Raw genomic sequence first — 25,384 nt, 5'->3', positions numbered from 1 at the left:
CGGCCGCCGTGGTACTGGCCGCGCAGGCTCCGGCCCAGGCGGCGGCCGCGTCCGGCGGGGTTGATGCGGCCACCCCGGACGAGGTTGCGGCCCCAGCCGCAGCCGCGGCCAGAAGCGCGGCCCAAGCCGCCGATCCCGATGCCGAGGCGCTGGCCCGCGCCTGGGCGATCAAGGCCCAGGACAGGGAGGGCGTGCAGACCATGGTCGATCGCGTCGCCGCGCTCAGCACCCGGCCCTGGCCGACCGACGCGGCCGCCGAAAGGACCGAAAAGGCGGTGAAGGTGCTGAAGGCCGATCAGGAAGCCGCCGCGTCCAGAACGCTGGCCGTGGCCTGATCGCCCCATGCGCGGAACAAGGCGGGCGGCTGCCGACCGGGCGCCGCCCGCTTCGATTCGCAGGGGCGGGGCGGATGCCAAGCCACTTTCCATGTGCCTTGATTTCCTGTATGGGGCGTCTCCATCTGTGACGTGACGCCAGGCCCCTGGGCACATGCGAAGGATAGGGGCGGCGGCAATGGGGCCGCCATTTGACACGGGACGCGACCGGAAGGGCCGGCGCGTCGCCAGAGGAAACCAGATGTTTGATGAAGTGAAGAAATCCATCCAGTGGGGCCAGGAAACGCTCACGCTGGAAACGGGCAAGGTTGCCCGCCAGGCCGACGGCTCGGTCATCGCCACCCTGGGCGAGACCAGCGTGATGGCCAACGTCACTTTCGCGAAAGAACCCAAGCCCGGCCAGGACTTCTTTCCCCTGACGGTGCATTACCAGGAAAAATACTATGCCGCCGGCAAGATCCCCGGCGGTTTCTTCAAGCGCGAGGCCCGGCCTTCGGAAAAGGAAACCCTGACCGCGCGCCTGATCGACCGTCCGATCCGCCCGCTGTTCGCCCCCGGCTTCAAGCATGAAGTGCTGGTGATGTGCACGGTGCTGAGCCACGATCTGGTCAACGATCCCGACATCGTCGCCATGATCGCCGCCTCGGCCGCGCTGACGATTTCCGGCGTGCCCTTCATGGGCCCGATCGCCGCCGCCCGCGTCGGCTTCGCCAATGGCGAATACGTCCTGAACCCCGAGGTGCAGGACATGGACCAGCTGCGCGGCAACCCCGAGCAGCGGCTGGACCTGGTGGTCGCCGGCACCCGCGACGCGGTGATGATGGTCGAATCGGAAGCCTATGAGCTGACCGAGGCCGAGATGCTGGGCGCGGTGAAATTCGGCCACGAGGCGATGCAGCCGGTGATCGACCTGATCATCGACCTGGCCGAGGCCGCCGCCAAGGAACCCTTCCCCTTCGCCTCGCCGGATTACAGCCCGCTTTACGCCCGCGTGAAATCGCTGGGCGAGACCGAGATGCGTGCCGCCTATGCCATCCACGACAAGGGTGAGCGCCGCGACACCATCGAGGCCGTGAAGGTGAAGATCCTCGAAGGGCTGACCGAGGAAGAGCGGCTCGACCCGAACCTGGGCTCGGCGCTGAAGAAGCTGGAATCGGGCATCCTGCGCGGCGGCATCATCGACGGCCGCCCGCGCATCGACGGCCGCGACAACAAGACCGTGCGGCCCATCGACTGCGAAGTCGGCTTCCTGCCGCGCACCCACGGCTCGTCGCTGTTCACCCGCGGCGAGACGCAGGCGCTGGTCGTGACCACGCTGGGCACCGGCGACGACGAGCAGATCATCGACGCGCTGCATGGCAATTCCCGCTCGAACTTCCTGCTGCACTACAACTTCCCGCCCTATTCGGTGGGCGAGGTGGGCCGCGTCGGCAGCCCCGGCCGTCGCGAGATCGGCCATGGCAAGCTGGCTTGGCGTGCGCTGCAGGCCGTTCTGCCGGCCGCGACCGACTTCCCCTATACCATCCGCGTGGTTTCCGAGATCACCGAGTCGAACGGCTCGTCCTCGATGGCCTCGGTCTGCGGCGGTTCGCTGTCGATGATGGATGCGGGCGTGCCGCTGAAGGCGCCGGTCGCCGGCGTCGCCATGGGCCTGATCCTGGAAGAGGACGGCCGCTGGGCGGTGCTGACCGACATCCTGGGCGACGAGGACCACCTGGGCGACATGGACTTCAAGGTCGCGGGCACGGAAAACGGCATCACCAGCCTGCAAATGGACATCAAGGTCGCGGGTATCACGCCCGAGATCATGGAGCAGGCGCTGGCCCAGGCCAAGGACGGCCGGCTGCACATCCTGGCCGAGATGTCCAAGGCGCTGTCCGAAGGCCGGCGCGAGTTCAGCGCCCATGCCCCGCGCATCGAGACGATGACCATCCCGACCGACAAGATCCGCGAAGTGATCGGCTCGGGCGGCAAGGTGATCCGCGAGATCGTCGAGACCTCGGGTGCGAAAGTCGACATCAGCGACGACGGCACCATCAAGATCGCCTCGGCCAATGCCGATTCGATCAAGAAGGCCTATGACATGATCTATTCGATCGTGGCCGAGCCGGAAGAGGGCAAGGTCTATGTCGGCAAGGTCGTGAAGCTGGTCGATTTCGGCGCCTTCGTGAACTTCTTCGGCAAGCGCGACGGGCTGGTGCATGTCAGCCAGATCGCCAACAAGCGCCTGAACCACCCCAACGAGGTGCTGAAGGAGGGCCAGGAGGTCAAGGTCAAGCTTCTGGGCTTCGACGACCGCGGCAAGGTGCGCCTGGGCATGAAGATGGTCGACCAGGAGACCGGTGAAGAGATCACCGAGAAGAAAGAGGAATCGGCCGAAGGCTGAGGCTTTCGCCGCGATTCGACTGTTGGAGCCTCGGCAATGCCGGGGCTCCTCCATGTTCGGCGGGACGGGATATCAACGATGCAGACGAATTGGCCGATCTTCGTATTGACATTGGCAGGCGACGAGGCGCGTCGTCAGCCATTGTTGGACCGGCTTGCCGAAAACGGCTTGCAATGGCGCCTGGTCTACGGGGTCGATGGACGGCGGGGCCTGCCGCCGGAATACTTGCCGATGATCGACCGCGACGCCGCTCAGGATCGACTGAAACGGCCGATGACGGATTCGGAATTTGCCTGCGCCTTGTCGCATCGGCGTATTTACGAGATTATCATGGCCGAGGGTCTTGATGGGGCGCTCGTGCTTGAGGATGATGCAATCCTGACGCCGGACTTTCCCGACTTCATTCGTGCGGGGCACCATTTGACCGATACGTTGGCCTTGCTGTATCACTATTCCGGCCGCGCGCTGCCCTGGCAACGCAGGAAAGCCGGTCGGTGGTTGATGTATCGTCCGACGCGACGGGCATCGGGCTGCACCGGCTACACGCTGTCCCGAAACATGGCGCATGAGCTGTTGCAGGCGATGACCCCGGTCAGTTTCGTGTCCGACTGGCCCGTGGACTTGTATGATTCGCGAGCTTGGTTGGTCGCCCCGCGTGTCGTGCATCATGCCCCTCCGGGACAGGGGCTTTCGCATCTAGCCCAGGAGCGAACCGTTGCGGAGATGCAGCGGCCCTGTGAAAAGAGGAATCCGGCCCGTTTCCTTAAGGCAAGTTATTACCGCGGGCTTGTTCGGCGCAGGCTGGCGCGCCGCGTGGACTCCTAGCATGACACCTTCGGATTATATCGCAGGGGCGGGCCTGTCCTTCCGGCCGGTGCCAGAGGCGCTGGCGGACCCGCGGGGCAGGGTGATTGCCCATCTGCGCCGCCCGGACGGTGTCGATCTGGCCTGCACGGCCGATCTCACGCAAGAGATCGCGCTTTACGAAACCCCCCAGGGCGAGCCGCCGCTTTTCGTTTCCTACTATACCACCGATACGCCATATGAGGCGCTTGCCGCCGATCTGCGCGCCTCGCTGGACCGCTACGGCCTGCCCCATCGGATCGAGCCGGTGGCGTCGCGCGGGTCATGGGTCGCCAATACCGGGCTCAAGGCGCGGGTGATCCAGGCGGCCTGGCAAGACAGCGGCCGCCCGGTCTGCTGGATCGACGCGGATGCAGCGATCCTGCGGCCGCCCAGCTTTCTGATGGGCAATCCCTTTGATGTGGCTTTCGTCCGCCGCGCGGGGTGGGAAGATATTTCCTATTTGATTTACCTTAACGCCACCGAGGCGACGGGCAGGATGCTGGCGGAATGGGTGCGGCTTTGCGACCAGCATCCGAATGTCTGGGATCAGGTGCTTTTCAGCCTGGCCTGGTTCCGCACCGCTCGCGAAACGGCGCTGGCGAGCCAATGGTTCAACGGCGGGGTGTCCCGCACTCCCCGGCCCAAGATCCGCGATCTGCGTGACAGGCTGTTCTATTATCCGTTCGGGCGCAAGATCCGGCCCTTCATCGACCAGAAACAGGCATCGCGCCGGCTCAAGGCCTATGTGAACGCCTCGGCCCGGCCGAAGGATGAGATTGGAAGCGACGACCTGAGCGCTGGCTATCGCGCCGCGCTGGCGAACCTTGATTTCAGTTTCGATCCGCAACTGGATGCGATCGTCTCGCGGCGGACATAGGCGAATGGTCAGGCGCAGGAAATCCCGGCTAGAGCGCTTCTTTTCGCTCAATCAGCATCGCAAGCGTTGGGGCGCGCGGCGACATGTCCTGGCCGCCCCCGACCTGGTCGCGATGCGCGAGCGGATCGTCCAGGCGGGCGAGCCGGTGCAGACCCGCGGCTCGGATAAGTCGCTGGAGCGGCACCTGGCAAACCTGCGCTGCGAGTTTTCGGGCCGCCCCGAGCTTTTGCTGCATCACGCCACGCTGATCGTTCTGATCCGTCGCGAGGTGCGGCTGGCCGAAAGTCTCGGCCAATTCACCGCGCTTTGGGCGCAGGAGGCGGAGTTTCTGTGTCGGCACCTGAACCTGCGCTGGCTGATCTCGGCGGCGGATACCTTTGCCGACCATGGCCCTGATCCGCAGGCCCGCGCGGTCGCGATGATGGCCTCGCTTCTGGCCAATACCGTCAAGATCGGTGAATCCGACCGCTATGTCCGCGGTGCGGAGACATCGGCGCCGCTGCCGGAGCGGATCGAAGAACTCCAGACCGAACTGGTTCCGCTTTTCGAGGGGATGTCGGTTTTTACCGTCGGCACCGACGATACGCTGCGCAACATGTATTGGCGGCTGGAGCCCTTCTTCGCCGCTGGTTCTGCGGGGATGATCCTCAAGACGGTCTATGATCGGATGCAGGTCAACGATACGGCTTTTGCCCGGCTCCGGGCGCTGCACCGCCGCGACCGCACCGGTTGGTGGGAGGACGAGACATGAGTGTCCTTGGCTTGTCGGATTGCTTGGTCGCGAGGGGCGGATAGATGCGCCTTCCCGCCTATCTCATCAACCTGGACGGCTCGGACGAGCGGCTTCGTTCAGCCTCCCGGCAGTTGGACGAGGCGGGCGTGCCCTTCGAGCGCGTCCCGGCCTTTGACGGCAGGGCGCTGCGGGTCGAGGAATTTCCCGATTACGATCCCGCTGGGGCGATGGCCTATATGGGCCGGCCTTTGCGCGGGGGCGAGATCGGCTGCTATCTCAGCCATCTCGACTGTGCGCGGCGCTTTCTGGACAGCGGCGCCGAATATGGCCTGGTGTTCGAGGATGACATGCAGCTGCAGCCGGGCTTTGCCGAGGGGATGCGCGTCCTCATGGGCTGGCTGGACCGGCATGATCGCGACTGGGATCTGATCAATCTCGGCGCCAGACAGCACAAGATCTATACCCCGGTCATGGGGTTCGAGGTTGCGGGTCGGCATCATGAGCTGACCCGCGCCCATTACTTTCCGATGACGGCCACCGCGCTGCTCTGGTCGCGGCAGGGGGCCGAAACCTTTGTCCGCACTCATCGGCGCATCACGGCGGGCGTGGACAATCATTTCCGCCACTGGCTGACCCGCAACGACCGGGGGCTGGCGGTCTGGCCGCCTCTGGTCACGACGACCGGCGTGGAAAGCCAGATCGAAGACGGCAAGGGCAAGCGGTCGGCAGGCGGGCGGCACCCGCTTTACGGATTGATCAAGCAGCGCCGGCAGATCGTCAACAAGCTGATCGCGTGGCGCCACAAGCGGCGGCTGGCACGCCGGTAGAAAGGCCGCGGGCGGTGCCGCGGCCTTGCAGGATCAGGCCGGATCCTTGGCAAAGCGCAGATAGGGCAGCGCCTTGTTCAGCTGGCCGTATTTCGCCTCGGCCGCCGCGTCGTCCAGCGCCAGCGCCACGATCACGTCCTGGCCCGGTTCCCAGTTCGCCGGGGTGGCCAGCGGCACGCCGTCGGTCTTTTGCACCGCGTCCAGCGCGCGGATGATCTCGGCGAAGTTGCGGCCGACCGACATCGGATAGGTCATCGTCAGCCGCACCTTCTTGTCCGGCCCGATGATGAAGACCGTGCGCACCGTGGCCGAATGCTGCGGCGTGCGGCCCTCGGCCGGCAGGTAGTAATCGGCCGGCAGCATGTCATAGGCCTTGGCCACCGTCAGTTCGGTGTCGTCGATGATGGCGAAATTCGCCGGGACGCCTGCGACCTTCTCGATGTCGGCCTTCCATTTGCCGTGGTCCTCGGCCGAATCGACCGAGACGCCCAGAACCTTGGTGCCGCGCTTCTCGAACTCGGGCACCAGCTGCGCCACCACGCCGAATTCCGTGGTGCAGACCGGGGTGAAATCGCGCGGATGCGAGAAAAGAACCGCATAGCTGTCACCGATCCAGTTGTGGAAACTGATCTGGCCCTCGGTCGAATTGGCGGTGAAATCCGGGGCGGTGTCGTTGATGCGCAGGGACATTGCAGATCCTTTCGGTTGGCCTTCGGCGACAAGATAGGCATCTGCGGCGGATTGTCCAACTCGATCTGTTCAGTCGTGATAATTCGCAGGGCCGCTGCGGCTTGCAGCCCGGTCTTGCGGGTGCCAGTCTGCGGGCCAATCGCAGATCAAGGGAGGCTCTCATGAGCGGACTTGCCGACAAGCGGAAATTCTACATAGGCGGCGAATGGGTTGCGCCGCGCGCGCCCAACGACCTGGAGGTGATCGACCCCTCGACCGAGGAGGCGGTGGCGGTGATCAGCCTGGGCGGCCAGGCCGACACCGATGCGGCGGTGGCCGCGGCCAAGGCGGCCTTCCCGGCCTGGGCGGCGACGCCCCCGGCCCAGCGACTGGCCCATGTCGAGAAGATCCTGGAAATCTACAAGCGCCGCGCGCCCGACATGGCCGCCGCCATCAGTGCCGAGATGGGCGCGCCGCAGGACATGTCGCTGAACGACCAGGCCGCGGCGGGCAGCTATCACATCGAGACCTTCATCGAGGCGTTCCGGGATTTCGAGTTCATCCGGCCGCTGCGCCCCGACACGCCGACCAGCATGGTGGCATGGGAGCCGGTCGGCGTGGTCGGGCTGATCACGCCCTGGAACTGGCCGATGAACCAGGTCACGCTGAAGGTGATCCCGGCGCTGCTGGCCGGCGATACCGTGGTGCTGAAGCCCAGCGAGATCGCGCCGCTGTCCTCGGTCGTCTTTACCGAGATCGTGGACGAGGCCGGGCTGCCGCCGGGGGTCTACAACATGGTGAACGGCGACGGCGCGGGCGTGGGCTCGCAGCTTTCGGTGCATCCCGACGTGGACATGATCAGCTTTACCGGCTCGACCCGCGCCGGCATCGCCATCACCAAGGCGGCTGCCGATACGCTGAAGAAGGTGGCGCTGGAACTGGGCGGCAAGGGCGCCAACCTGGTCTTTGCCGATGCCGACGACAAGGCGGTGACGCGCGGGGCGCGGCATTGCTTCTACAACAGCGGCCAGTCCTGCAACGCGCCGACGCGGATGCTGGTCGAGCGGTCCTTTTACGAAACCGCGGTCGAGCAGGCCCGCAAGGTGGCCGAGGAGACCGCGGTGGCGACGGCCCACCAGCCGGGGCGCCATATCGGCCCCGTGGTCAGCAAGCAGCAATGGGACAAGATCCAGGACCTGATCCAGAAGGGCATCGACGAGGGCGCGCGCCTGGTCGCCGGCGGCCCCGGCCTGCCCGAGGGCGTCAATCGCGGCTATTTCGTGCGCCCGACGGTCTTTGCCGACGTGACCAACGACATGACCATCGCCCGGCAGGAGATCTTTGGCCCGGTGCTGTCGATCATCCCCTTCGACAGCGAGCAAGAGGCGGTCGCGATCGCCAACGACACGATCTATGGCCTGACCAACTATGTGCAGACCAGCGACGGCGCACGGCGCAACCGGCTGGCGCGGCAGCTGCGCGCCGGTATGGTCGAGATGAACGGGCAGGGCCGGGGCAGGGGCTCGGCCTTCGGCGGCGTCAAGGCCTCGGGCCGGGCGCGCGAGGGCGGCGTCTGGGGGCTGGAGGAGTTCATGGACAGCAAGCAGATCAGCGGCTGGGATCCCGATGCCTGACGTGCGGGGCCGCCTGGCGGGCGGCCCTTTTCCTTGCGGGGCCGTGCCGCTAGCATCCGCGCCGCGAAAGCCGAGGGGGCGCGACAGATGAAGACCATCCTGATCACCGGCGGCGGCAGCGGCATCGGCCGGCTGACCGCGCGGCGGTTTCTTGACGCCGGCTGGCGCGTCGGGCTGATCGGCCGGCGCGAGGCGGCCCTGGCCGAGACCGCGGACGGCCATCCGCAGGCGCTGGTCCTGCCCTGCGACGTGACGGTGCCCGAGGCGGTCGATGCCGCCTTTGCCCGCGCGGTGGCGCAATGGGGGCGGCTGGACGTGCTGTTCAACAATGCCGGCGCCATCCTGATCTCGCGGCTGATCGACGAGATTTCCTGGGAGGAGTGGCAGGGCGTGGCGCGGGTGAACATCGACGGCATGTTCCTGTGCGCCCGCGCCGCTTTCCGGCAGATGCGGCGGCAGCAGCCGATGGGCGGGCGGATCATCAACAACGGCTCGATCGCGGCCGAGGCGCCGCGCCCCGGCTCGGTGCCCTATACGGTCTCGAAACACGCGGTGACGGGGCTGACGCGGACGCTGGCGCTGGACGGGCGGCCGTTCGGCATCGCCTGCGGCCAGATCGACGCCGGCAATGCTGCGACCGAGATGATTGCCGCCGTGGCGACGCAGGGCGCGCCGCAGGCCGACGGCTCGATCCGGCCCGAGCCGGTGATGGACGCCGCGAACGTGGCCGAGGCGGTGCTGCACATGGCCAGCCTGCCCGAGGGCGCCAATGTGCTGCACATGACGGTGATGGCGACGAACATGCCCTTTGTCGGGCGCGGCTGAACGGGCCCGGACAAGCGAAAGGATCAGGGATGAAACTGCTGCGCTATGGCCCGCCGGGCCGGGAAAAGCCGGGGCTTCTGGACGCCGAAGGCCGCATCCGCGACCTGTCGGCCCATGTCGCCGACATCGCCGGCGCGGTGCTGGGGCCCGAGGGGCTGGCCGGGATCGCGGCGCTGGACCTGGACGGGCTGCCCATCGTCTCGGGCCAGCCGCGGCTGGGGCCCTGCGTGGGCCAGGTGCCGAAATTCGTCGCCATCGGGCTGAACTATGCCGACCACGCCGCCGAGGCCGGGCTGCCGGTGCCGGCCGAGCCGGTGGTGTTCAACAAATGGACCAGCTGCATCATCGGCCCGGACGACGACGTGGTGATCCCGCCCGGCGCGCAGAAGACCGATTGGGAGGTCGAGCTGGGCGTGGTCATCGGTTCGCGCGCGAGCCATGTTTCCGAGACGGCGGCACTGGACCATGTCGCCGGCTATTGCGTGGTCAACGACGTGAGCGAGCGCGAATGGCAGGCCGAGCGCGGCGGCACCTGGGACAAGGGCAAGGGCTTCGATACCTTCGGCCCGATCGGCCCCTGGCTGGTGACGCGCGACGAGGTGCCCGACCCGCAGGCGCTGGAGCTGTGGCTGGAGGTGGATGGGCTGCGCCGCCAGCAGGGCTCGACCGCGACGATGATCTTCGGCGTGGCCGAGATCGTCGCCTATTGCTCGCGGCTGATGACGCTGATGCCGGGGGATGTGATCACGACGGGCACGCCGCCGGGAGTCGGCATGGGCGCGACGCCGCCGGTGTTCTTGCGCGGGGGCGAGGTCATGCGGCTGGGCATCGAGGGCCTGGGCGAGCAGCGCCAGAGGGTGCGCTGCCGCGATTGACCGCGCGGGTGGGCGCGTATTTCGGAAACGGTGAAGCGGAGAGGCTGCGCGGAAGCTGGCAAGGCAGCGGCCGGCGGCGCGGTCGCAATGGGTATTTGGAGAACGAAGAAGGCCGTCAGCTTTCGGCGGCCAGGGTTTCCGCCAGCGTGTCGGTCTTGGTGAAATAGTCGGGCGACAGCCGCAGCACGCCGGGCAGGTCCAGCAGCACGCGGCGCAGGTGCTGGCGGATGGCGGCCTCGGCCCGGTCGGGGTCGCGGGCGGCGATGGCCTCGGCCACGGCGCGGTGCTGGGCCAGCATGGTGTCCTTGGGCGTCATCGCCGTCAGCAGGTGGCGGGCGCGGTCGAGATGCATCTTCATCTGCTGCAGGTGGCTCCAGACCCTTGCCTTGCCGGCGATCGCGGCCAGGGTGGCGTGGAATTCCTCGTCCAGCTGGGCCAGCGCGGTGGGGTCGGCCTCGGCCTCTTGCCGGGCGATCTGGGCGAACAGGGCCTCGCAATCCTGGGGCGGGGCGCAGGCGGCGGCCAGGCGGACGGTGTCGGCCTCGACCGATTCGCGGATGAAGCGCGTACACAGCACCCATTCCATGTCGATGCGGGTGACGAAGGTGCCGCGCTGCGGCCGCACCTCGAGCAGGCCCTCGCCGGCGAGGCGGATGAAGGCCTCGCGCACAGGCTGGCGCGACAGGGCGCATTGGTCGGCGATCTCCTGTTCGGAGAGGCGCGTGCCGGGCGGCAGCTCGCCGCGGATGATGCGCTGGCGCAGGCGGGCGTGCAATTGCGCCGCGAAGGGCGGCGGGCCCCCCGTGGCGGAAAGGGTTTCGGTCGATGCGGGGTCCATGAATCCTCCCTGGAACCCGCATTAGTTCGGGACCGGACCTTGCGTCAACCTTTGGGGCTGCGGTGAAAGCTCATCACCGTGGTCTGGCGGTAGAGCTGCCCCGCCTCCAGCCGCGCCGAGGGATAGCCGGCATGGTTGGGCGCGTCCGGCCAGAGCTGCGATTCCAGCGCGATGCCGGCATGGCGGCCATAGGGCCGGCCGCCAAGGCCGGGCGCGCCGGGCGCCAGGTGTTCGCCGGCATAGACTTGCAGCCCCGGCTCGGTCGAGCGCAGGGTCATCATCAGCCCGCCCGCCTGGAGCACCGCCGCCTTGCGCGGCACGATGCGGCGCCGGTCCGAAAGGCAGAGGTTGTGGTCGATGCGCGGCCCCTTGAGCCGCTCGGCCAGGGTGACGGGATTGCGGAAATCCAGATGCGTGCCCTGGACCGCCGCGGGCGCGCCCAGTGGGATCATGTCCTCGTCCACCGGCAGGTAGGTTTCGGCCGGGACGGTCAGCCGGTGGCCGGCCACGGTATCGGTGCCATCCAGGTTGAAATAGCTGTGCTGGGCGAAGTTGCAGAAGGTGGTGTCGTCCGAGGTGGCCAGGATGGTCAGCATCAGGACCGGGCCGGGCAGGATGGACCAGGTCGCGCGGATCAGCATGGCGCCGGGAAAGCCCATGTGGCCCGCGGGCAGGTGATCGGCCAGCGCCACCGAGCTTTCGTCCCAGTCGGCCAGCATCCAGTTGCGCGTGCCGCAGCCGTCGTGGCCGCCGTGCAGCATGTGGCGGCCGTCCTGGTTGCGGTCCAGCTGCAGCCTTTGCCCGTCCAGCGCCGCGCGGCCATGGGCGATGCGGTTGGCATAGCGCCCGATCACCGCGCCGAAATAGCGGCCCTCGTCCAGATAGGGCGCGAGCCGCGGAAAGCCCAGCACCAGCGGATGCCCGATCCCGGCCAGCCGCAGATCCTGGAGCGAGGCACCCAGCGTGATGACCGAGGCCGTCAGCCCATGGCCCGAGATCGTCGCCTGCATCACCGGCCGGCCGTCCGGCAGCAGGCCGAATGTGCGTGGCATCATGCCCGGACCCGCGGTTCCGGCCGGCCCTGGGCGTCGGGATCCAGCAGCCAGGTCCGGCCGTCCTGCGGCCCGTGCCGGCCCTCGGCGGCGCTGGTCACGATCAGCTGCGCAAGGCCGGGGCCGCCGAAGGCCGGGCAGCTGGGCTGGCTGGCGGGCAAGGACAGGCGGCGCAGCAGGCGGCCGTCCGGCGCATGGCAGGCGACCGCGCCGCTGCCCCAGCGCGCGTTCCAGAACCGCCCCTGCGCGTCGGTGACGGCGCCGTCGGGGAACTGGTCGGTCCCGGCCAGGTCCAGGAAGACGCGGGCCTCGGCGCAGGGCCAGCCGCGCGCGTCCAGGTCTTGCGACCAGACGGTCTGGGCGGCGGTGTCGGCGAAATAGGCCAGGCGACCGTCGGGAGAAAAGCAGATCGCATTCGGGATGGACATGTTCCCCCGCAGCAGGCGCAACTCTCCGTCAAGATAGCGATAAATCGCCCCCTTTCCAGCCCTTCCGTCGCGTTCCATCGTGCCGATCCAGAAACCGCCGAAAGCATCGGCCCGCCCGTCGTTCGAGCGGTTGCCGGGCCGGTCGGCTTCCAGCGCGGCCAGCCGTTCCTGGCGGCCGTCGCGCAGGTCGAAGCGGATCAGCCCGGTTTCGCTGGCGATCAGCAGGCGGTCGCGGTCGATCCAGCCCGCGGCCGAGACCATCTCTTCGAAGCGCCATTCCAGCTCGGTCCCGTCGTCCAGCCGCGACAAAAGCCGGCGGCCGAGGATGTCGAACCAGAAGGGCTGGGCGCGTTCGGGATGCCAGAAGGCGCCTTCGCCCAGTTCGCAGATGCGGGGGTCGAAGACCCGCGCGTTCATGCGCAGGCCCGCAGCGCCGCCACGATGTCGCGCGCGCGGGCCGCGACCGTCTCGGCCCCGTCGCCGGGGCGATAGAGCGCGCTGCCGATGCCGAAGCCCTGCGCCCCGGCATCCAGCCATTCGGCGAAATTCGCCGGGCCGGCGCCGCCCACGGCATAGACCGGCATGTCGCGCGGCAGCACCGCGCGCAGCGCCCTGAGCGTGCCGGTGCCGGCCTGGTCGGCGGGAAACAGCTTCAGCCCGGTCGCGCCCGCGGCGATGGCGGCGAAGCATTCGGTGGCGGTGAAGACGCCGGGCCAGGATTGCAGGCCGCGCGCCCGCGTCGCGCCGATCACCGCCGGATCGGCATTGGGCGAGACGATCATCCGCCCGCCGGCATCGGCCACCTGCGCGACCTCATCCACCGTCAGCACGGTTCCGGCGCCGATGGTCGCCTGCCCGGCCAGCCCCCCTGTCATCAGCCGGATGCTTTCCAGCGGGTCGGGCGAGTTCAGCGGCACCTCGATGCGGTCGATGCCGGCATCGACCAGGGCGCGGGCGACGGGCAGGGCCTCGGCCGGGGTCAGGCCGCGCAGGATGGCGATGATGGGCAGGGTCATGTGTCCTCCGGCAAATCGAGGCTGGCGGCGGCAAGGCCGGCCAGGACCAGCGCCGTGCCGTCCTTGTGGCATGCCTGCGCGCCGGCCGCCAGCAGCAGGGTTTCGTAAAGCCGCGCCAGGTCGGGCGCGCCGATGATCGCGGTCGGGCCGTCCTGCCAGAAGTCGCGCGCGGCGGCCAGTTCGGCGCCGATCAGCAGGCCCGAAAGGCGACCGGCCGCCTGAGCCGGCGCCAGCCCCTGCAGCAGGGCGGCGGCGCGCAGGGGAAACAGCCCGGATTGCGCGGCACGGGGATCGGCCAGCGCCTCGGCCCCGGCTTCGGCAAGGGCCGCAGGGTCGGGGCGGGCCGCGTCGATGGTCAGCCGCAGCACCGACTGGCCGGCAAGCAGCGAAAAGACCTCGCCGGTCATGAAGCTGCGGAAACGCTCGACCCGGCCCTGCGACAGGCGCACCCATTTGCTATGCGTGCCGGGCAGGCAGAGCGCGCCGTCGAAACCGGGGTTCTCGGCCAGGAAACCGGCGATCTGGGTTTCCTCGCCGCGCATGACGTCGGGGGGCTCGGCCTGCGACAGGCCGGGCAGGATGCGGACATCCAGCCGCGGGTCGCGGGCGGGGGCGCGGATGGCGCGGCGCGGGTCGATGGGCGGGCAGGGGACGGCGCGGTATTCGGCCTCGGCCCAGCCGCCGCGGGCGCCGGCCATGCCGCAGGCGATGACGCGCATCCGGCCGGCCGCGGACAGCCAGTCGCCGATCAGGTCGAGCAGCGCCGGCTCGAACCCGGCCGGGGCCAGCCTGCCCATGCCGCGGTCCGAGGCGCGGGCGTCCACCGGCCGCGCGCCGCGCATGGCCCAGGCGCGCAGCCTTGTGGTGCCCCAGTCGACGGCGATCCAGCCGGGGGCGGTCGGGGCATCGGCGGTTGGTTCAGGCGTCACGCCTTGCTCTTGTTCGAGACGTCGAAGATCACCGCGGCCATCAGCACCAGCCCCTTGATGACCTGCTGGTAGTCGATGCCGATGCCCAGGATCGACATGCCGTTGTTCATCACTCCCATGATGAAGGCGCCGACCACTGCGCCGATCACCGTGCCGACCCCGCCCGCCATCGAGGCGCCGCCGATGAACACCGCCGCGATCACGTCGAGTTCGAACCCCACGCCGGCCTTGGGCGTGGCCGAGTTCAGCCGGGCCGAGACCACGATCCCGGCCAGCGCCGCCAGCATCCCCATGTTCATGAAGGTCAGGAACACCACCCGCTCGGCATTGATGCCCGAAAGCTTGGCCGCCTTGGCATTGCCGCCGATGGCATAGATGCGCCGGCCGATGGTGGTGCGCTCGGACACGAAGGCGTAAAGCGCGACCAGAATCGCCATGACCATGAAGACATTCGGCAGGCCGCGGAAATTCGCCAGCACCCAGGTCATCCAGACCAGCGCCAGGAAGATCAGCGCGTTCTTGGCGGCGAAGAAGGCGAAGGGCTCGTCCACGATACCCACCGCCTCTTCCCGCTTGCGGCCGCGGATCTGCAGCCACAGGATCGCCAGCGCCGCGCCCCAGCCCAGGATCAGAGACAGTGTGTTGGGCTTGTCGGGGCCGAAGAGGTCCGGGATGAAGCCCGAGGCGATCATCTGGAATTCGCGCGGGAAGGGGCCGATCGACTGGCCTTGCAGGATCCACATGGTCAGGCCGCGGAACACCAGCATCCCCGCCAGGGTGACGATGAAGCTGGGGATCTTCCAATAGGCGATCCAATAGCCCTGGATGCCGCCGATTACCGCGCCGGCGGCCAGGCTCAGCACCACGACGACCGGGATCGGCAGGTCCAGCCGGACGATCATCAGCGCCGAAAGCGCGCCGACGAAGGCCGCGACCGAGCCGACGGACAGGTCGATATGGCCGGCGACGATGACCAGCAGCATGCCGACCGCCATGATGACGATATGGCTGTTTTGCAGGAACAGGTTGGTCAGGTTCACCGGCCGGAACAGGATGCCGCCCGTCACCACCTGGAAGAAGGCCATGATGACGATCAGCGCAAAGAGGATGCCGTATTCGCGGATGTTGCGGCGGATGAAGCCGAAGGTGTCGCCGCGGCGTTCGGTGGTCGTGTCAGACATGGGCGGCCTCTGCCTCGATTTCCTCGGGGGTGACGGTTTCGTCGGTCAGGTCGTGGCCCGAGCGGATGATGACCTGCATGATGCGTTCCTGCGTGGCCTCGGCCGTCGGCATCTCGCCCACCAGCCGGCCCTCGTTCATGACCAGGATGCGGTCGGTGATGCCCAGCAGCTCGGGCATTTCCGACGAGATGACGATGATCGATTTTCCGGCGGCGGCAAGGTCGCGGATGATGGTGTAGATTTCATATTTCGCGCCCACGTCGATGCCGCGCGTCGGCTCGTCCAGGATCAGGATCTCGGGCTCGGCGAACAGCCATTTCGCCAGCACCACCTTTTGCTGGTTGCCGCCCGACAGGTTCACCGCCCGGCTTTCGACCGAGGGCGAGCGGATGTTGATGCGGCTCCGATAGTCGCGCGCCACCGCCCCCTCGCGCTGGCGGTCCACCACGCCGCGGACCGAGATGCCGGCCAGGTTCGCCAGCGGGATGTTGCGGCGGATGGTGTCGTCCAGCACCAGGCCCAGCGACTTGCGGTCCTCGGTCACATAGGCCAGCCCGGCGCGGATCGCGCGCGGCACGGTGGACAGGTCGGCCGGCTTGCCGTGCAGCGTGACCGCGCCCGATTTCCACTCGCCCATCGAGCGGCCGAACAGGCTCATCGCCAGTTCGGTGCGGCCCGCGCCCATCAGCCCGGCGATGCCCAGAACCTCGCCGCGCCGCAGCTCGAAACCGGCGCCCTTGACCAGCAGGCGGCCTTCGCGCGCGGGATCGGCGACGGTCCAGTCCCTGACCTGCATCACCACCTCGCCGACCTTCGGCTGGCGCGGCGGATAGCGGTCGTTCATCGAGCGGCCGACCATGTCGCGGATGATGCGCGATTCCTCGACCATGCCGCCGTGATGCGCCACCGTCGCGCCGTCGCGCAGCACGGTGATGCTGTCGCAGACCTGGCTGATCTCGTTGAGCTTGTGCGAGATCAGGATCGCCGTCATGCCCCGGTCGCGGAAACTGGCAAGCAGGCGCAGCAGCGCGTCGCTGTCGTTCTCGTTCAGCGACGAGGTCGGCTCGTCCAGGATCAGCAGGTCGACCTTTTTCGACAGCGCCTTGGCGATCTCGATCAGCTGCTGCTTGCCCATGCCCAGGCCGCCGACCTTGGTTTCCGGGCTTTCGCGCAGGCCGACCTGCGCCAGCAGCTCGGCGGTGCGGCGGTTGGTCTCGCGCCGGTCGATGACGCCGCGCTGGGCGATCTCGTTGCCCAGGAAGATGTTCTCGGCGATCGACATCTGCGGCACCAGCGCCAGTTCCTGGTGGATGATGACGATGCCCTGCGCCTCGCTGTCCTTGATGTCGCGAAATGCCATCGGCCGGCCGCCATAGAGGATCTCGCCCTGATAGCTGCCATGCGGATAGACGCCCGACAGCACCTTCATCAGCGTGGATTTGCCGGCGCCGTTCTCGCCGACCAGCGCGCGGATCTCGCCGCGCCGGACGGTCATGTTGACGTCGTCCAGGGCCTTCACGCCGGGAAATTCCTTGGTGATCCCCCGCATTTCCAGAATCGCGTCCATGGCCACCCCCTGCGGTCACGCGGATGGCGCCGCCGCAATAGTCCTGCGGCGGCGCGCGAAGGTCACTTCAGCTGGTCTTCGGTATAATAGCCCGAGCCGACCAGAACCTCGGCAAGGTTCTTTTCGGTCACGGCCACCGGCTCCAGCAGGTATGAGGGCACGGTCTTGACGCCGTTGTCGTAGCTTTCGGTGTCGTTCACCTCGGGCTCCTCGCCCTTCATCATCGCGTTGACCATGCCGACGGTGACGCGGGCCAGTTCGCGCGTGTCCTTGAAGATGGTGGAATATTGCTCGCCGGACAGGATCGACTTGACCGACTGGATCTCGGCATCCTGGCCGGTGACGATGGGCATGGCCAGGTCGCCCGAGCCGTAGCCCACGCCTTTCAGCGACGACAGGATGCCGATGGACAGCCCGTCATAGGGCGACAGCACCCCATGCACCTGCTTGTCGGTGTAATTGGCCGACAGGATGTTGTCCATGCGCGCCTGGGCCGTGGCCGGATCCCAGCGCAGCGTGCCCACCTTGTCCATGCCCATCTGCCCCGAGGCGACCACCACCGAGCCGTCGTCGATCAGCGGCTGGATCACCGACATGGCGCCGTCATAGAAGAAATAGGCGTTGTTGTCGTCCGGGCTGCCGCCGAACAGTTCCACGTTCCAGGGCTTTTCGTCCGGGAAGCGTTCCTTGAGCCCGTCGACCAGGGTGGTCGCCTGCTCGACCCCGACCTTGAAGTTGTCGAAGGTGGCGTAATAGTCGATGTCGGGCGTGTCGCGGATCAGCCGGTCATAGGCGATGACCTTGATGTCCGCGGCCTTGGCATTGGCCAGCGCGTTCGACAGCGTGGTGCCGTCGATGGCGGCGATCACCAGCACGTTCACGCCCTTGGTGATCATGTTCTCGATCTGCGCCAGCTGGTTGGGGATGTCGTCGTCGGCATATTGCAGGTCGGTCTGGTAGCCCGCCTCCTGGAATTGCTTGACCATGTTGTTGCCGTCGTCGATCCAGCGCGCCGAGGTCTTGGTCGGCATCGAGATCCCGACCATGCCCTCGGCCGCGGCCAGGCCGGGCAGCGAAAGCGCCGCCGCCGAGGCCAGAGCCAGGGCGTATTTCCTGAGATTCCGCATAAATCCTCCCTGTCGATATTGCCCCGGTTGGCGGCCGCCTCCACGGCCATGGCCAGCCGGTGCTTCCCCCTTGTTGCGCGGGACGCGGAAAACCGGCTCCTGCGACGATTCTGCGCGGCGGCGGCGGTCGCGGACCACCCATCCCACCGCGAGGCTAGACCCGGCCGATATGTCCGTCAATCATGCAGAAAGTGTGTTTGCATACCGCAATTGATATGCAGATGCCGGCCGGGGCGGCTTCAGGCATCGGCGCAGAGGTCGGACCAATCGGGATTGCGCTCGAACTGGGCGCGCACATAGCTGCAGGCCGGCACGATCAGCACGCCGCGGGCGCGCGCATCCGCAACCAGCCGCCGCACCATGGCGGCGGCGGCGCCCGAGCCGCGCATGGCGTCGGGCGCATAGGTATGGTCGGCGACGATGATGCCGGGCCCCCCGGCATGCCAGGTCAGTTCCGCCTCGCCCTCGATTCCGGTCATGGCGACGGCATAGCGGCCGGAACTGCCGTAATCCTCATGGGTGACATGGATGGTCGGTTGCACCATGGTTTCCTCCGTCTCGTTGCCGCCATAACGCATGGCGGGTCCGATCCGGTCCATCCCCGGCGCTTGCGACGTTGCGGCCAAGGGGCCTGGCCGTCACTCTGGCTGCGGGCGGGGCGGTCCGTGGCGGTTCGGCGGCGGCCGGGAATCCAGCGTCAGGGCGCGGCGCAATTCCGGCGAGAACGGCCCGGCCAGCCGTTCCAGCATGGCGATGTCGATCTCGATCCCGCCCATGCCGTCCTTGATGGCGCGCAGCCCGGTGCGGTGCCAGCGCCCGCCCAGCCGGCGCTCGATCTCCAGCGAATTCGAGCCGCAGTCGAGCGGCAGGCGCAGGTGCCGGTCAAGCCGCAGGTAAAGCGGCACGGGCGTGCCCTGGCGCGCGCCGCCGACCAGGTGCAGCCCCCGCCGGGCGCAGGGTCGGGCATGCAGCGGGGTTTCGCCCAGGCCGACCGCCAGCTCCACCAGCATGCGGCGCGAGATATAGCCGGGAACGGGCGCGCTTCCGGCGGTGCCGGCCGCGTCCTGCGGGCCGGCTGTCGTATGCGATTCGGCGCTCCTGGGCGTGGTGGCCAGGATCGCGGCAAGGGCGGCCGAGACCTCGGCCTCGGCGATTTCCCTGGGCGGGCCGGTGGCGATCAGCCCCTCGCCGCCGCCCACGGTGGGGGCAAGCCCGGCCTGGATCATCTCGCACATGACATCCTCGAGCCGGGAAAGCCGCTCGATCGCCTCGCCCATGGCGGCGCGGACCTCGTCCAGCCCGTCGGAAGCGTCGGGAACCTGGCGCAGCGGAAGGGCTTTGCCCTTGCCGGCCCGGCCTTTTCCCGTCTTTCCGATCCCTTTCGCCATCGCGACCCACCGCCGTTCGACATTGCCCTTTCGCCGATCCTATGACCGTGCGGCGCGCTTGGCCATATTCGTCGTGACGCGCGGCGAGAACGGGCCGACGGCCGGCTCAGGCGCGTTCGGAATACTCGAAAAGCTCGGTATTGACGACGATGGCCTCGTCCACCCCGACGAAGGGCGGGATCATGACGCGCACCCCGTTGTCCAGGATCGCCGGCTTGAAGCTTTTCGCGGCGGTCTGGCCGTTCAGCACCGGCTCGGTCTCGGCCACGCGGCAGACCACCTTCTGCGGGATGCGCACCGACAGCGCCTCGTCGCCGTAATATTCCACCGCCGCGACCATGCCGTCCTGCAGGAAGGGCCGCCGCTCGCCCAGCAGATCGGCGTCAAGCTCGGTCTGCTCGAAGGTTTCGCTGTCCATGAACACCAGCTTGCCGTCGGATTCGTACAGGAACTGCTGGTCCTTGGTCTCCAGCTGCACCTGCTCGACCTTGTCCTCGGAACGGAAGCGTTCGTTCAGCTTGCGCCCGTCGCGCAGGTTCTTCAGCTCGACCTGGGCAAAGGCGCCGCCTTTGCCGGGCTTGACGTGGTTCACCTTGACCGCCGCCCACAGCCCGCCGTCATGGTCCAGCACGACACCGGGCTTGATTTCATTGCCATTGATCTTGGCCATTCAGGATCACCTTGAAAGAATTGGAAAATCGCCCAGGGCTCGGGGGTTGAACCGCGATTGCGGGCACCTATATCCATTGCCGTGCCTCAAGGCAACCGAAACGCGTTTCATGCGTTGTCAAGGGTGCCATCGCATTTCTGCATGTCGCAAGATCGTTGCTTTTAGCGGCTATTCTGCGTATCTGCCGGGGCTTGCGCCCTGTGCATGGCGGTCATGCGGCTGGAGGCATACCGAATCACGGCACGGATCGGCTAAGCCGGCCAGCGCCGCCTAGAGGCAAGATGATGCAGCAGCCTTGGCAAGGGCCAAGGTGCGGGGGCTCCGCAAGAAAAACAGGATAATGATGATGCGCGATTTCGTGGATGGCTCGGCTTTCAATTTCGAACAGGGACAGCGGGCCCGCAAGCTTTTTGCCGCCGTTGTGCTGGCTGCGCTGGACGATGCGATCGCCGATGACAAAAAATACGGCAACGGGCCCGATCAGATTGCACGTTGGGCACGCTCGCGCGATGGGCGCGAGGTGTTGTCCTGCGCCGGCATCGACCCGAACGAGCGTGTCGTGAAGGGGCTGATGGAATTCGTGGCCAAGGGCGTGCGCACCTCGGTCGCGCTGTCGCGCGAGGAAAGCGAACGCCGCCACGCCGCCGAGGAAGCCGACGCGGCGTAATCGCCCCCGTCGCGCGCTGATGGGCCGTCCCGCGGGGCGGCCTTTTTCGTTGAATCGGCGAGGGAAGGTCAGCTTGGCGGGACATGCCCGACCTTGACCGGCCAGAACCCTCGGCCTAGCATCTGCTCGTCTGAAACAGGTTAGGCTCGGGAAGGTTGGCCCGGCCCCCGCCCTGCGGGTCCTTCCGTTGCTGGCAACGGCCCAAGACTATCAAGACGCCTGCGCGGTGCAGGTGTCGATAGAAAGGGCATGGCATGAAACCCAGGATTTCCGTTCTGACGCTCGGCGTTGCCGATCTGGAACAATCGCTTTCCTTCTACCGCGACGGCCTTGGGCTACCCACGAAAGGCATCGTCGGCCAGGAGTTCGAGCATGGCGCGGTGGCGTTCTTCGATCTCTCTGGCGGGCTGAAACTGGCGCTCTGGGCCCAGGCCGACATTTCCCATGATACCGGCTTGCCGAAGCGGCCCGTCAGTCCGACCGCCTTCACCATCGGCCATAACGTAAGGCGACGGGAGGAGGTCGATCAGATCATGGCCGCTGCGGAACAGGCAGGTGCAGAGATCGTCAAACCCGCGCAGGACACGTTCTACGGCGGCTATGCGGGCTATTTCCGCGACCCAAACGGGCACTTGTGGGAAATTGTCTGGAACCCGGAACTGCTTCCGGCAGAGGATTGATTTCTTCTGCGAGTCGCTGGTCCGAATTTAGGCCGGAGCTAAGGGCTCAAGCTCCTTGCCCCCTTACCCGAACAGCCGCAGCGCCAGCGGTGCGATGATCGAGGTCAGCACCGCATTCAACCCCATGCCGATGCCGGCAAAGGCGCCGGCGGTCTCGTTCACCTGGAAGGCGCGCGCCGTGCCGATGCCATGCGCGGCCACGCCCAGCGAAAAGCCGCGCGCCCGCCAGTCGCGAATCCCCAGCGCGTTCAGCAGCGGCGTGGCGATGATCGCGCCGAAGATGCCCGTGACCAGCACCAGGACGGCGGTGATCGTGGGCTCGCCGCCCAGGCCCTCGGCGATGCCGATGGCGACGGGGGCGGTGGTCGATTTCGGCGCCAGGCTGGCCAGCATCACCTCGGACAGCCCGAAAGCCTTGCCGATGGCCAGCGCCGAGACCACCGCCGTCACCGAGCCCGCCAGCAGCGCCGCGACCAGCGGCAGCGCCGCCTTCCTGACCCGGCGCAGGTTGTCGTAAAGCGGCATTCCCAGCGCCACCGTGGCCGGGCCCAGCATGAAATGCACGAATTGCGCGCCCTCGAAATAGGTCTGGTAGCTGGTGCCGGTCAGCCCCAGCACGCAGGCCAGCAGGATCACCGCGCACAGCACCGGATTGGCCCAGCTTTGCCGGCCCATGGCGCGAAAGAAGGTGTCGCCCAGCCAATAGGCGATCAGCGTCGCCGTCAGCCACAGAAGCGGCCCTTGGGTCAAATAGCTCCAGATCAGCGCCGCGTCGGTCATTCCTCGGACCCGCCCGTCCAGCGCACCACGGCGCGAAACACCAGCGCCCCCGCTGCAATGGCGAGCGCGGTCGAGACGGTCAGTGCCAGCGCCACCGCCAGCCCGTCGCTGCGAAACTGCCCCAGATGCGCCACCACGCCCACCCCCGCCGGCACGAAGAACAGCGACAGATGGCCCAGGATGCCGGTGACGACCGGGCGCAGCATCTCGGCCAGCGCCGGGCGCAGCGTGCAGGACAGCACCAGCAGCAGCAGGCCCAGCACCGGGCCGGGCAACAAAAGGCCAAGGCTGCGCGTGGCAACCTCGCCGATGAGCTGGAAGACCAGGATGATGGCAAGCGCGGGAATCATGCCGGCCAGATTAGCAGCGGATTTCTTGTGGTGAACCCTTAAATCTTGTGGATAACCGCCGAGCGCCCGCCATATCTGGGGGTTTGTGTTGACTTGAGCGGCCCGATGGCGAAGAATCCGGGGGATTTGAACGATCTTCGTGGACCCTTCGCATTGCGTTTCGACCGCCTGCGCCTCAATGGTTTCAAGAGCTTCGTGGACCCGACCGACCTGGTCATCCACGAGGGCCTGACCGGCGTGGTTGGCCCGAACGGCTGCGGCAAGTCGAACCTGCTCGAGGCGCTGCGCTGGGTCATGGGCGAAAACCGGCCCACCGCCATGCGCGGCGACGGGATGGAGGACGTGATCTTTGCCGGCACCGCGCGGCGTTCCGCCCGCGCCCATGCCGAGGTCACGCTGACCATCGACAACAAGGACCGCCTTGCCCCCGCCGGGCTGAACGACGCGGATTCGCTGGACATCACCCGCCGCATCACCCGCGACGCCGGTTCCGCCTATCGCATCAACGGCAAGGAGGTGCGGGCGCGCGACGTGCAGATGCTGTTCGCGGATGCCTCGACCGGGGCGCATTCGCCGGCGCTGGTGCGGCAGGGACAGATTTCCGAGCTGATCAACGCCAAGCCCAAGGCAAGGCGGCGCGTGCTGGAGGAGGCGGCGGGGATCTCCGGCCTCTACCAGCGCCGGCACGAGGCCGAGTTGCGGCTGAACGCGGCCGAGGCGAACCTGACGCGGGTCGACGACACGCTGGACCAGCTGTCCACGCAGGCGGCCAGCCTGGCGCGGCAGGCCCGCGCCGCCGCGCGCTATCGCGAGATCGGCGCCGCGCTGCGCCGGGCCGAAGGGGTGCTGTTGTATCGCCGCTGGGCCGAGGCCGACCAGGCCAAGGCCGCGACCGCCGAGGCGCTGCGCGCCGCGATCCGCGCCGCCACTGATGCCGAAGCCCAGGCCCGCCGCGCCATCGCCGCCCGCGAGGAGGCCGAGGCGAAGCTGCCGCCGCTGCGCGAGGAGGAACAGGTCGCCGCCGCCATCCTGTCCCGTGCCACCGTCGAGCGCGAGGCGCTGGACGAGGCCGAGGCCCGCGCCGGCCAGGCGATCCAGACGCTTCTGGCGCGCATCGCCCAGCTCGATCGCGACATCGAGCGGGAATCGGCGCTGAACCGCGACGCCGGCGAGGTGATCGAGCGGCTGGAATGGGAAAGGCGCGAACTGGAAAAGGCCGGGCAGGGCCATGACCAGCGGCTGGACGCCGCCGGCACCGCCGCCGAAGAGGCCGCCGAGGCCCTGCGCGAGGTCGAGGCCAAGCTGGCCGAGCTGACCGACGAATCCGCCCGCCTTGCCGCCCGCCACCAATCGGCCGAGCGGCTGGTCCACGACCTGCGCCAGATGCAGGAACGCGCCACCCGCGCCGCCGCCGAGGCCGAGGCCGCCGCCGCCCGCGCCGCCGATGCCGGCGCCGAGGCCGATGCGGCCCGCGAAGCTGCCGAGGAAGCGCAGGAAGAGGCCCGCGAGCGCGTCGAATCCGCCGAAGAAGCGCTGGCCGAAGCCGAGGAAGCCCGCGGCGCGCTGGAGGCCGAGGAATCCGCCGCCCGTGCGGCTCGGGCCGAGGCCGAGGGCGAGGTCTCGGCGCTGAATGCCGAGATGGCGGCGCTGAAGCGGCTGGTGGAACGCGGGCAGGGCGGCGATTCGATCCTGGACCTGGTGCGGGTCGCGCGCGGTCATGAGACCGCCTTTGGCGCGGCGCTGGGCGACGACCTGGGCGTCGGGCTGGCCGATGATGGCTCGGGCTGGCACCTGCTGCCGGGCTATGACGCACCGCAGGCACTGCCCGAGGGCGCCGAGCCCTTGGCGCCGCATGTCGAGGGGCCGGAGGCGCTGGCGCGGCGGCTGTCGCAGGTCGGGCTGGTCGCGGATGCGGCCATGGGCGCGGCGATGCAGGCCCGGCTTGCCCCCGGCCAGCGGCTGGTCACGCGGGCGGGCGACCTGTTCCGCTGGGACGGCATGCGGGTGATGGCGGGCGAGGCGGCGTCCTCGGCCGCGCTGCATCTGCAAAAGGTCAACCAGCTGGCCGAACTGGCTAAACAGGCCGGGGCGGCGCAGGCCCGCGCCGAGGATGCGCAGGCCGCGCATCAGGCGCTGCGCGACCGCCACCTGGCCGCGACCGAGGCCGAGAAGCGCGCCCGCGACGCAAGGCGCGAGGCCGAGCGCGGGCTCTCGGACGCCGTGCGCGCCGTGACCCGTGCCGAATCCGAACTGGCCATGGCCCAAAGCCGCGCCGAATCCGCCCGCGCCGAACTGGCCCGGCATCGCGAGGATGCGCTGGACGCCCGCGCCAGGCTGGCCGAGGCCGAGCGGGCGCTGGCCGAGCTGCCCGACCGCGGTGCGGCGGCCGCGGCGCTGGAACATGCCCGCACCGGGGTCGAGGCGGCGCGCATCGCCACCATGACCCGGCGCAGCGGGCTGGACGAGCTGCGGCGCGAGGCCAATGCGCGGGTGAAGCGCCTGCAAGAGATCGCCAAGGAGGAATCCGGCTGGCGGCTGCGGCTGGATCAGGCCGGCACCCGCGCCGCCGAACTGGCCGCCCGCCGCGAGCAGGCGGCGGAGGATCTGGAGGAAGCCGAGGCCCAGCCCGAGATCCTGGCCGAGCGCCGCGGCGTGCTGACCGAGGCCGAGGCGCAGGCCGCCGCCCGCCTGGCCCGCGCCCGTG

25 protein-coding genes and 1 pseudogene are annotated in these 25,384 nt (G+C 68.3%); 12 read left to right on the top strand and 14 right to left on the bottom strand.

The window, feature by feature from the left end; genetic code table 11:
- The 6 genes and pseudogenes from FE811_RS27540 to FE811_RS18000 form a co-directional block, all read left to right on the top strand.
- Positions 1–335 (top strand): annotated as a pseudogene (locus tag FE811_RS27540) (hypothetical protein); the annotation flags it as partial.
- 241 nt (positions 336–576) lie between these two features.
- Complete coding sequence (pnp, locus tag FE811_RS18020) at positions 577–2,721, top strand: polyribonucleotide nucleotidyltransferase (protein WP_036758720.1); 2,145 nt, start codon at positions 577–579, stop codon at positions 2,719–2,721.
- A 78-nt stretch (positions 2,722–2,799) separates the two neighbouring features.
- Positions 2,800–3,546 (top strand): glycosyltransferase family 25 protein, encoded by a 747-nt coding sequence (locus FE811_RS18015; protein ID WP_166435619.1) that lies wholly within the window; start codon positions 2,800–2,802, stop codon positions 3,544–3,546.
- A gap of 1 nt (position 3,547) precedes the next feature.
- Positions 3,548–4,444, top strand: coding sequence for a hypothetical protein (locus tag FE811_RS18010; protein ID WP_116223194.1), 897 nt, complete (start codon positions 3,548–3,550; stop codon positions 4,442–4,444).
- 4 nt (positions 4,445–4,448) lie between these two features.
- Entirely contained in the window at positions 4,449–5,195 is a 747-nt protein-coding gene (locus FE811_RS18005; RefSeq protein ID WP_233253488.1) for a hypothetical protein, read from the top strand.
- A 44-nt stretch (positions 5,196–5,239) separates the two neighbouring features.
- On the top strand, positions 5,240–6,004 hold the full coding sequence (locus FE811_RS18000) for a glycosyltransferase family 25 protein (protein WP_116223192.1): 765 nt from the start codon (positions 5,240–5,242) through the stop codon (positions 6,002–6,004).
- Between the two features lie 33 nt (positions 6,005–6,037).
- Here FE811_RS18000 and FE811_RS17995 read toward each other — a convergent pair whose 3' ends face one another.
- Positions 6,038–6,694, bottom strand: a complete 657-nt coding sequence (locus tag FE811_RS17995) for a peroxiredoxin (RefSeq protein ID WP_116223191.1) — start codon at positions 6,692–6,694, stop codon at positions 6,038–6,040.
- Positions 6,695–6,855: 161 nt separating this feature from the next.
- On the opposite strand from FE811_RS17995, the gene FE811_RS17990 reads away from it, so the two are divergent.
- From FE811_RS17990 to FE811_RS17980, 3 genes are all read left to right on the top strand, one after another.
- Entirely contained in the window at positions 6,856–8,307 is a 1,452-nt protein-coding gene (locus tag FE811_RS17990; RefSeq protein WP_116223190.1) for an aldehyde dehydrogenase family protein, read from the top strand.
- An 87-nt stretch (positions 8,308–8,394) separates the two neighbouring features.
- Positions 8,395–9,132 (top strand): SDR family oxidoreductase, encoded by a 738-nt coding sequence (locus FE811_RS17985; protein ID WP_036758666.1) that lies wholly within the window; start codon positions 8,395–8,397, stop codon positions 9,130–9,132.
- Between the two features lie 29 nt (positions 9,133–9,161).
- Complete coding sequence (locus tag FE811_RS17980; RefSeq protein ID WP_116223189.1) at positions 9,162–10,007, top strand: ureidoglycolate lyase; 846 nt, start codon at positions 9,162–9,164, stop codon at positions 10,005–10,007.
- 115 nt (positions 10,008–10,122) lie between these two features.
- On the opposite strand, the gene FE811_RS17975 is transcribed toward FE811_RS17980, so the two are convergent.
- The 11 genes from FE811_RS17975 to efp form a co-directional block, all read right to left on the bottom strand.
- Positions 10,123–10,845, bottom strand: a complete 723-nt coding sequence (locus FE811_RS17975) for a GntR family transcriptional regulator (RefSeq protein ID WP_036758671.1) — start codon at positions 10,843–10,845, stop codon at positions 10,123–10,125.
- Between the two features lie 44 nt (positions 10,846–10,889).
- The gene (locus FE811_RS17970; RefSeq protein ID WP_233253487.1) at positions 10,890–11,900 is read right to left on the bottom strand and encodes an aldose epimerase family protein; all 1,011 of its coding nucleotides are present in this window, start codon (positions 11,898–11,900) and stop codon (positions 10,890–10,892) included.
- Positions 11,897–12,742 (bottom strand): SMP-30/gluconolactonase/LRE family protein, encoded by an 846-nt coding sequence (locus FE811_RS17965; protein WP_116223188.1) that lies wholly within the window; start codon positions 12,740–12,742, stop codon positions 11,897–11,899. The genes FE811_RS17970 and FE811_RS17965 overlap by 4 nt, the downstream gene beginning before the upstream one ends.
- The gene (locus FE811_RS17960) at positions 12,739–13,341 is read right to left on the bottom strand and encodes a 2-dehydro-3-deoxy-6-phosphogalactonate aldolase (protein ID WP_116223187.1); all 603 of its coding nucleotides are present in this window, start codon (positions 13,339–13,341) and stop codon (positions 12,739–12,741) included. Before FE811_RS17960 ends, FE811_RS17965 begins: the two co-directional genes overlap by 4 nt.
- On the bottom strand, positions 13,338–14,270 hold the full coding sequence (locus FE811_RS17955) for a 2-dehydro-3-deoxygalactonokinase (protein ID WP_244295378.1): 933 nt from the start codon (positions 14,268–14,270) through the stop codon (positions 13,338–13,340). The genes FE811_RS17960 and FE811_RS17955 overlap by 4 nt, the downstream gene beginning before the upstream one ends.
- Complete coding sequence (mmsB, locus tag FE811_RS17950; RefSeq protein ID WP_116223186.1) at positions 14,267–15,451, bottom strand: multiple monosaccharide ABC transporter permease; 1,185 nt, start codon at positions 15,449–15,451, stop codon at positions 14,267–14,269. Before mmsB ends, FE811_RS17955 begins: the two co-directional genes overlap by 4 nt.
- The gene (mmsA, locus tag FE811_RS17945) at positions 15,444–17,018 is read right to left on the bottom strand and encodes a multiple monosaccharide ABC transporter ATP-binding protein (RefSeq protein ID WP_116223185.1); all 1,575 of its coding nucleotides are present in this window, start codon (positions 17,016–17,018) and stop codon (positions 15,444–15,446) included. The genes mmsB and mmsA overlap by 8 nt, the downstream gene beginning before the upstream one ends.
- Positions 17,019–17,080: 62 nt before the next feature.
- Complete coding sequence (chvE, locus tag FE811_RS17940) at positions 17,081–18,145, bottom strand: multiple monosaccharide ABC transporter substrate-binding protein (RefSeq protein WP_036751624.1); 1,065 nt, start codon at positions 18,143–18,145, stop codon at positions 17,081–17,083.
- Between the two features lie 239 nt (positions 18,146–18,384).
- On the bottom strand, positions 18,385–18,744 hold the full coding sequence (locus tag FE811_RS17935; RefSeq protein ID WP_338117763.1) for a GNAT family N-acetyltransferase: 360 nt from the start codon (positions 18,742–18,744) through the stop codon (positions 18,385–18,387).
- Between the two features lie 39 nt (positions 18,745–18,783).
- Entirely contained in the window at positions 18,784–19,533 is a 750-nt protein-coding gene (locus tag FE811_RS17930) for a hypothetical protein (RefSeq protein ID WP_116223184.1), read from the bottom strand.
- A gap of 106 nt (positions 19,534–19,639) precedes the next feature.
- Entirely contained in the window at positions 19,640–20,203 is a 564-nt protein-coding gene (gene efp, locus FE811_RS17925) for an elongation factor P (RefSeq protein WP_036751620.1), read from the bottom strand.
- A gap of 346 nt (positions 20,204–20,549) precedes the next feature.
- Here efp and FE811_RS17920 point away from each other — a divergent pair, with 346 nt between their 5' ends.
- Positions 20,550–20,870 carry a DUF6280 family protein gene (locus FE811_RS17920; RefSeq protein ID WP_024842734.1) on the top strand — a complete coding sequence of 107 codons (321 nt, stop codon included), beginning with the start codon at positions 20,550–20,552 and terminating at the stop codon, positions 20,868–20,870.
- Between the two features lie 254 nt (positions 20,871–21,124).
- The gene (locus tag FE811_RS17915) at positions 21,125–21,550 is read left to right on the top strand and encodes a VOC family protein (RefSeq protein WP_036751618.1); all 426 of its coding nucleotides are present in this window, start codon (positions 21,125–21,127) and stop codon (positions 21,548–21,550) included.
- 63 nt (positions 21,551–21,613) lie between these two features.
- On the opposite strand, the gene FE811_RS17910 is transcribed toward FE811_RS17915, so the two are convergent.
- Together FE811_RS17910 and FE811_RS17905 are read right to left on the bottom strand one after the other, a co-directional pair.
- Positions 21,614–22,330, bottom strand: coding sequence for an LrgB family protein (locus FE811_RS17910; RefSeq protein WP_036751616.1), 717 nt, complete (start codon positions 22,328–22,330; stop codon positions 21,614–21,616).
- Positions 22,327–22,680: a CidA/LrgA family protein gene (locus FE811_RS17905; protein ID WP_036751614.1), complete on the bottom strand. Its 354-nt coding sequence runs from the start codon at positions 22,678–22,680 to the stop codon at positions 22,327–22,329. Before FE811_RS17905 ends, FE811_RS17910 begins: the two co-directional genes overlap by 4 nt.
- A 153-nt stretch (positions 22,681–22,833) precedes the next feature.
- Between FE811_RS17905 and FE811_RS17900 the strand changes: the two genes are divergently transcribed.
- On the top strand, positions 22,834–25,384 hold a 2,551-nt coding region (locus FE811_RS17900; protein ID WP_140848288.1), incomplete at its 3' end, for an AAA family ATPase.

Source organism: Paracoccus sp. FO-3 (genome assembly GCF_006386455.1).
Classification (GTDB): Bacteria; Pseudomonadota; Alphaproteobacteria; order Rhodobacterales; family Rhodobacteraceae; genus Paracoccus; species Paracoccus versutus.
The sequence above is the reverse complement of the archived record's forward strand: the minus strand, read 5'-3'. Positions and strand labels throughout refer to the sequence as shown.

Coding starts and splice junctions, on each gene's coding strand:
- FE811_RS17930 (WP_116223184.1), bottom strand. CDS start 19,533: ATGGCGAAAGGGATCGGAAAGACGGGAAAAGGCCGGGCCGGCAAGGGC.
- FE811_RS17905 (WP_036751614.1), bottom strand. CDS start 22,680: ATGATTCCCGCGCTTGCCATCATCCTGGTCTTCCAGCTCATCGGCGAG.
- efp (WP_036751620.1), bottom strand. CDS start 20,203: ATGGCCAAGATCAATGGCAATGAAATCAAGCCCGGTGTCGTGCTGGAC.
- mmsB (WP_116223186.1), bottom strand. CDS start 15,451: ATGTCTGACACGACCACCGAACGCCGCGGCGACACCTTCGGCTTCATC.
- FE811_RS17935 (WP_338117763.1), bottom strand. CDS start 18,744: ATGGACCGGATCGGACCCGCCATGCGTTATGGCGGCAACGAGACGGAG.
- FE811_RS17915 (WP_036751618.1), top strand. CDS start 21,125: ATGAAACCCAGGATTTCCGTTCTGACGCTCGGCGTTGCCGATCTGGAA.
- FE811_RS18015 (WP_166435619.1), top strand. CDS start 2,800: ATGCAGACGAATTGGCCGATCTTCGTATTGACATTGGCAGGCGACGAG.
- chvE (WP_036751624.1), bottom strand. CDS start 18,145: ATGCGGAATCTCAGGAAATACGCCCTGGCTCTGGCCTCGGCGGCGGCG.
- FE811_RS17995 (WP_116223191.1), bottom strand. CDS start 6,694: ATGTCCCTGCGCATCAACGACACCGCCCCGGATTTCACCGCCAATTCG.
- pnp (WP_036758720.1), top strand. CDS start 577: ATGTTTGATGAAGTGAAGAAATCCATCCAGTGGGGCCAGGAAACGCTC.
- FE811_RS17990 (WP_116223190.1), top strand. CDS start 6,856: ATGAGCGGACTTGCCGACAAGCGGAAATTCTACATAGGCGGCGAATGG.
- FE811_RS17965 (WP_116223188.1), bottom strand. CDS start 12,742: ATGAACGCGCGGGTCTTCGACCCCCGCATCTGCGAACTGGGCGAAGGC.
- FE811_RS17960 (WP_116223187.1), bottom strand. CDS start 13,341: ATGACCCTGCCCATCATCGCCATCCTGCGCGGCCTGACCCCGGCCGAG.
- FE811_RS18000 (WP_116223192.1), top strand. CDS start 5,240: ATGCGCCTTCCCGCCTATCTCATCAACCTGGACGGCTCGGACGAGCGG.
- FE811_RS17980 (WP_116223189.1), top strand. CDS start 9,162: ATGAAACTGCTGCGCTATGGCCCGCCGGGCCGGGAAAAGCCGGGGCTT.
- mmsA (WP_116223185.1), bottom strand. CDS start 17,018: ATGGACGCGATTCTGGAAATGCGGGGGATCACCAAGGAATTTCCCGGC.
- FE811_RS17910 (WP_036751616.1), bottom strand. CDS start 22,330: ATGACCGACGCGGCGCTGATCTGGAGCTATTTGACCCAAGGGCCGCTT.
- FE811_RS18010 (WP_116223194.1), top strand. CDS start 3,548: ATGACACCTTCGGATTATATCGCAGGGGCGGGCCTGTCCTTCCGGCCG.
- FE811_RS18005 (WP_233253488.1), top strand. CDS start 4,449: ATGGTCAGGCGCAGGAAATCCCGGCTAGAGCGCTTCTTTTCGCTCAAT.
- FE811_RS17975 (WP_036758671.1), bottom strand. CDS start 10,845: ATGGACCCCGCATCGACCGAAACCCTTTCCGCCACGGGGGGCCCGCCG.
- FE811_RS17970 (WP_233253487.1), bottom strand. CDS start 11,900: ATGATGCCACGCACATTCGGCCTGCTGCCGGACGGCCGGCCGGTGATG.
- FE811_RS17985 (WP_036758666.1), top strand. CDS start 8,395: ATGAAGACCATCCTGATCACCGGCGGCGGCAGCGGCATCGGCCGGCTG.
- FE811_RS17920 (WP_024842734.1), top strand. CDS start 20,550: ATGCGCGATTTCGTGGATGGCTCGGCTTTCAATTTCGAACAGGGACAG.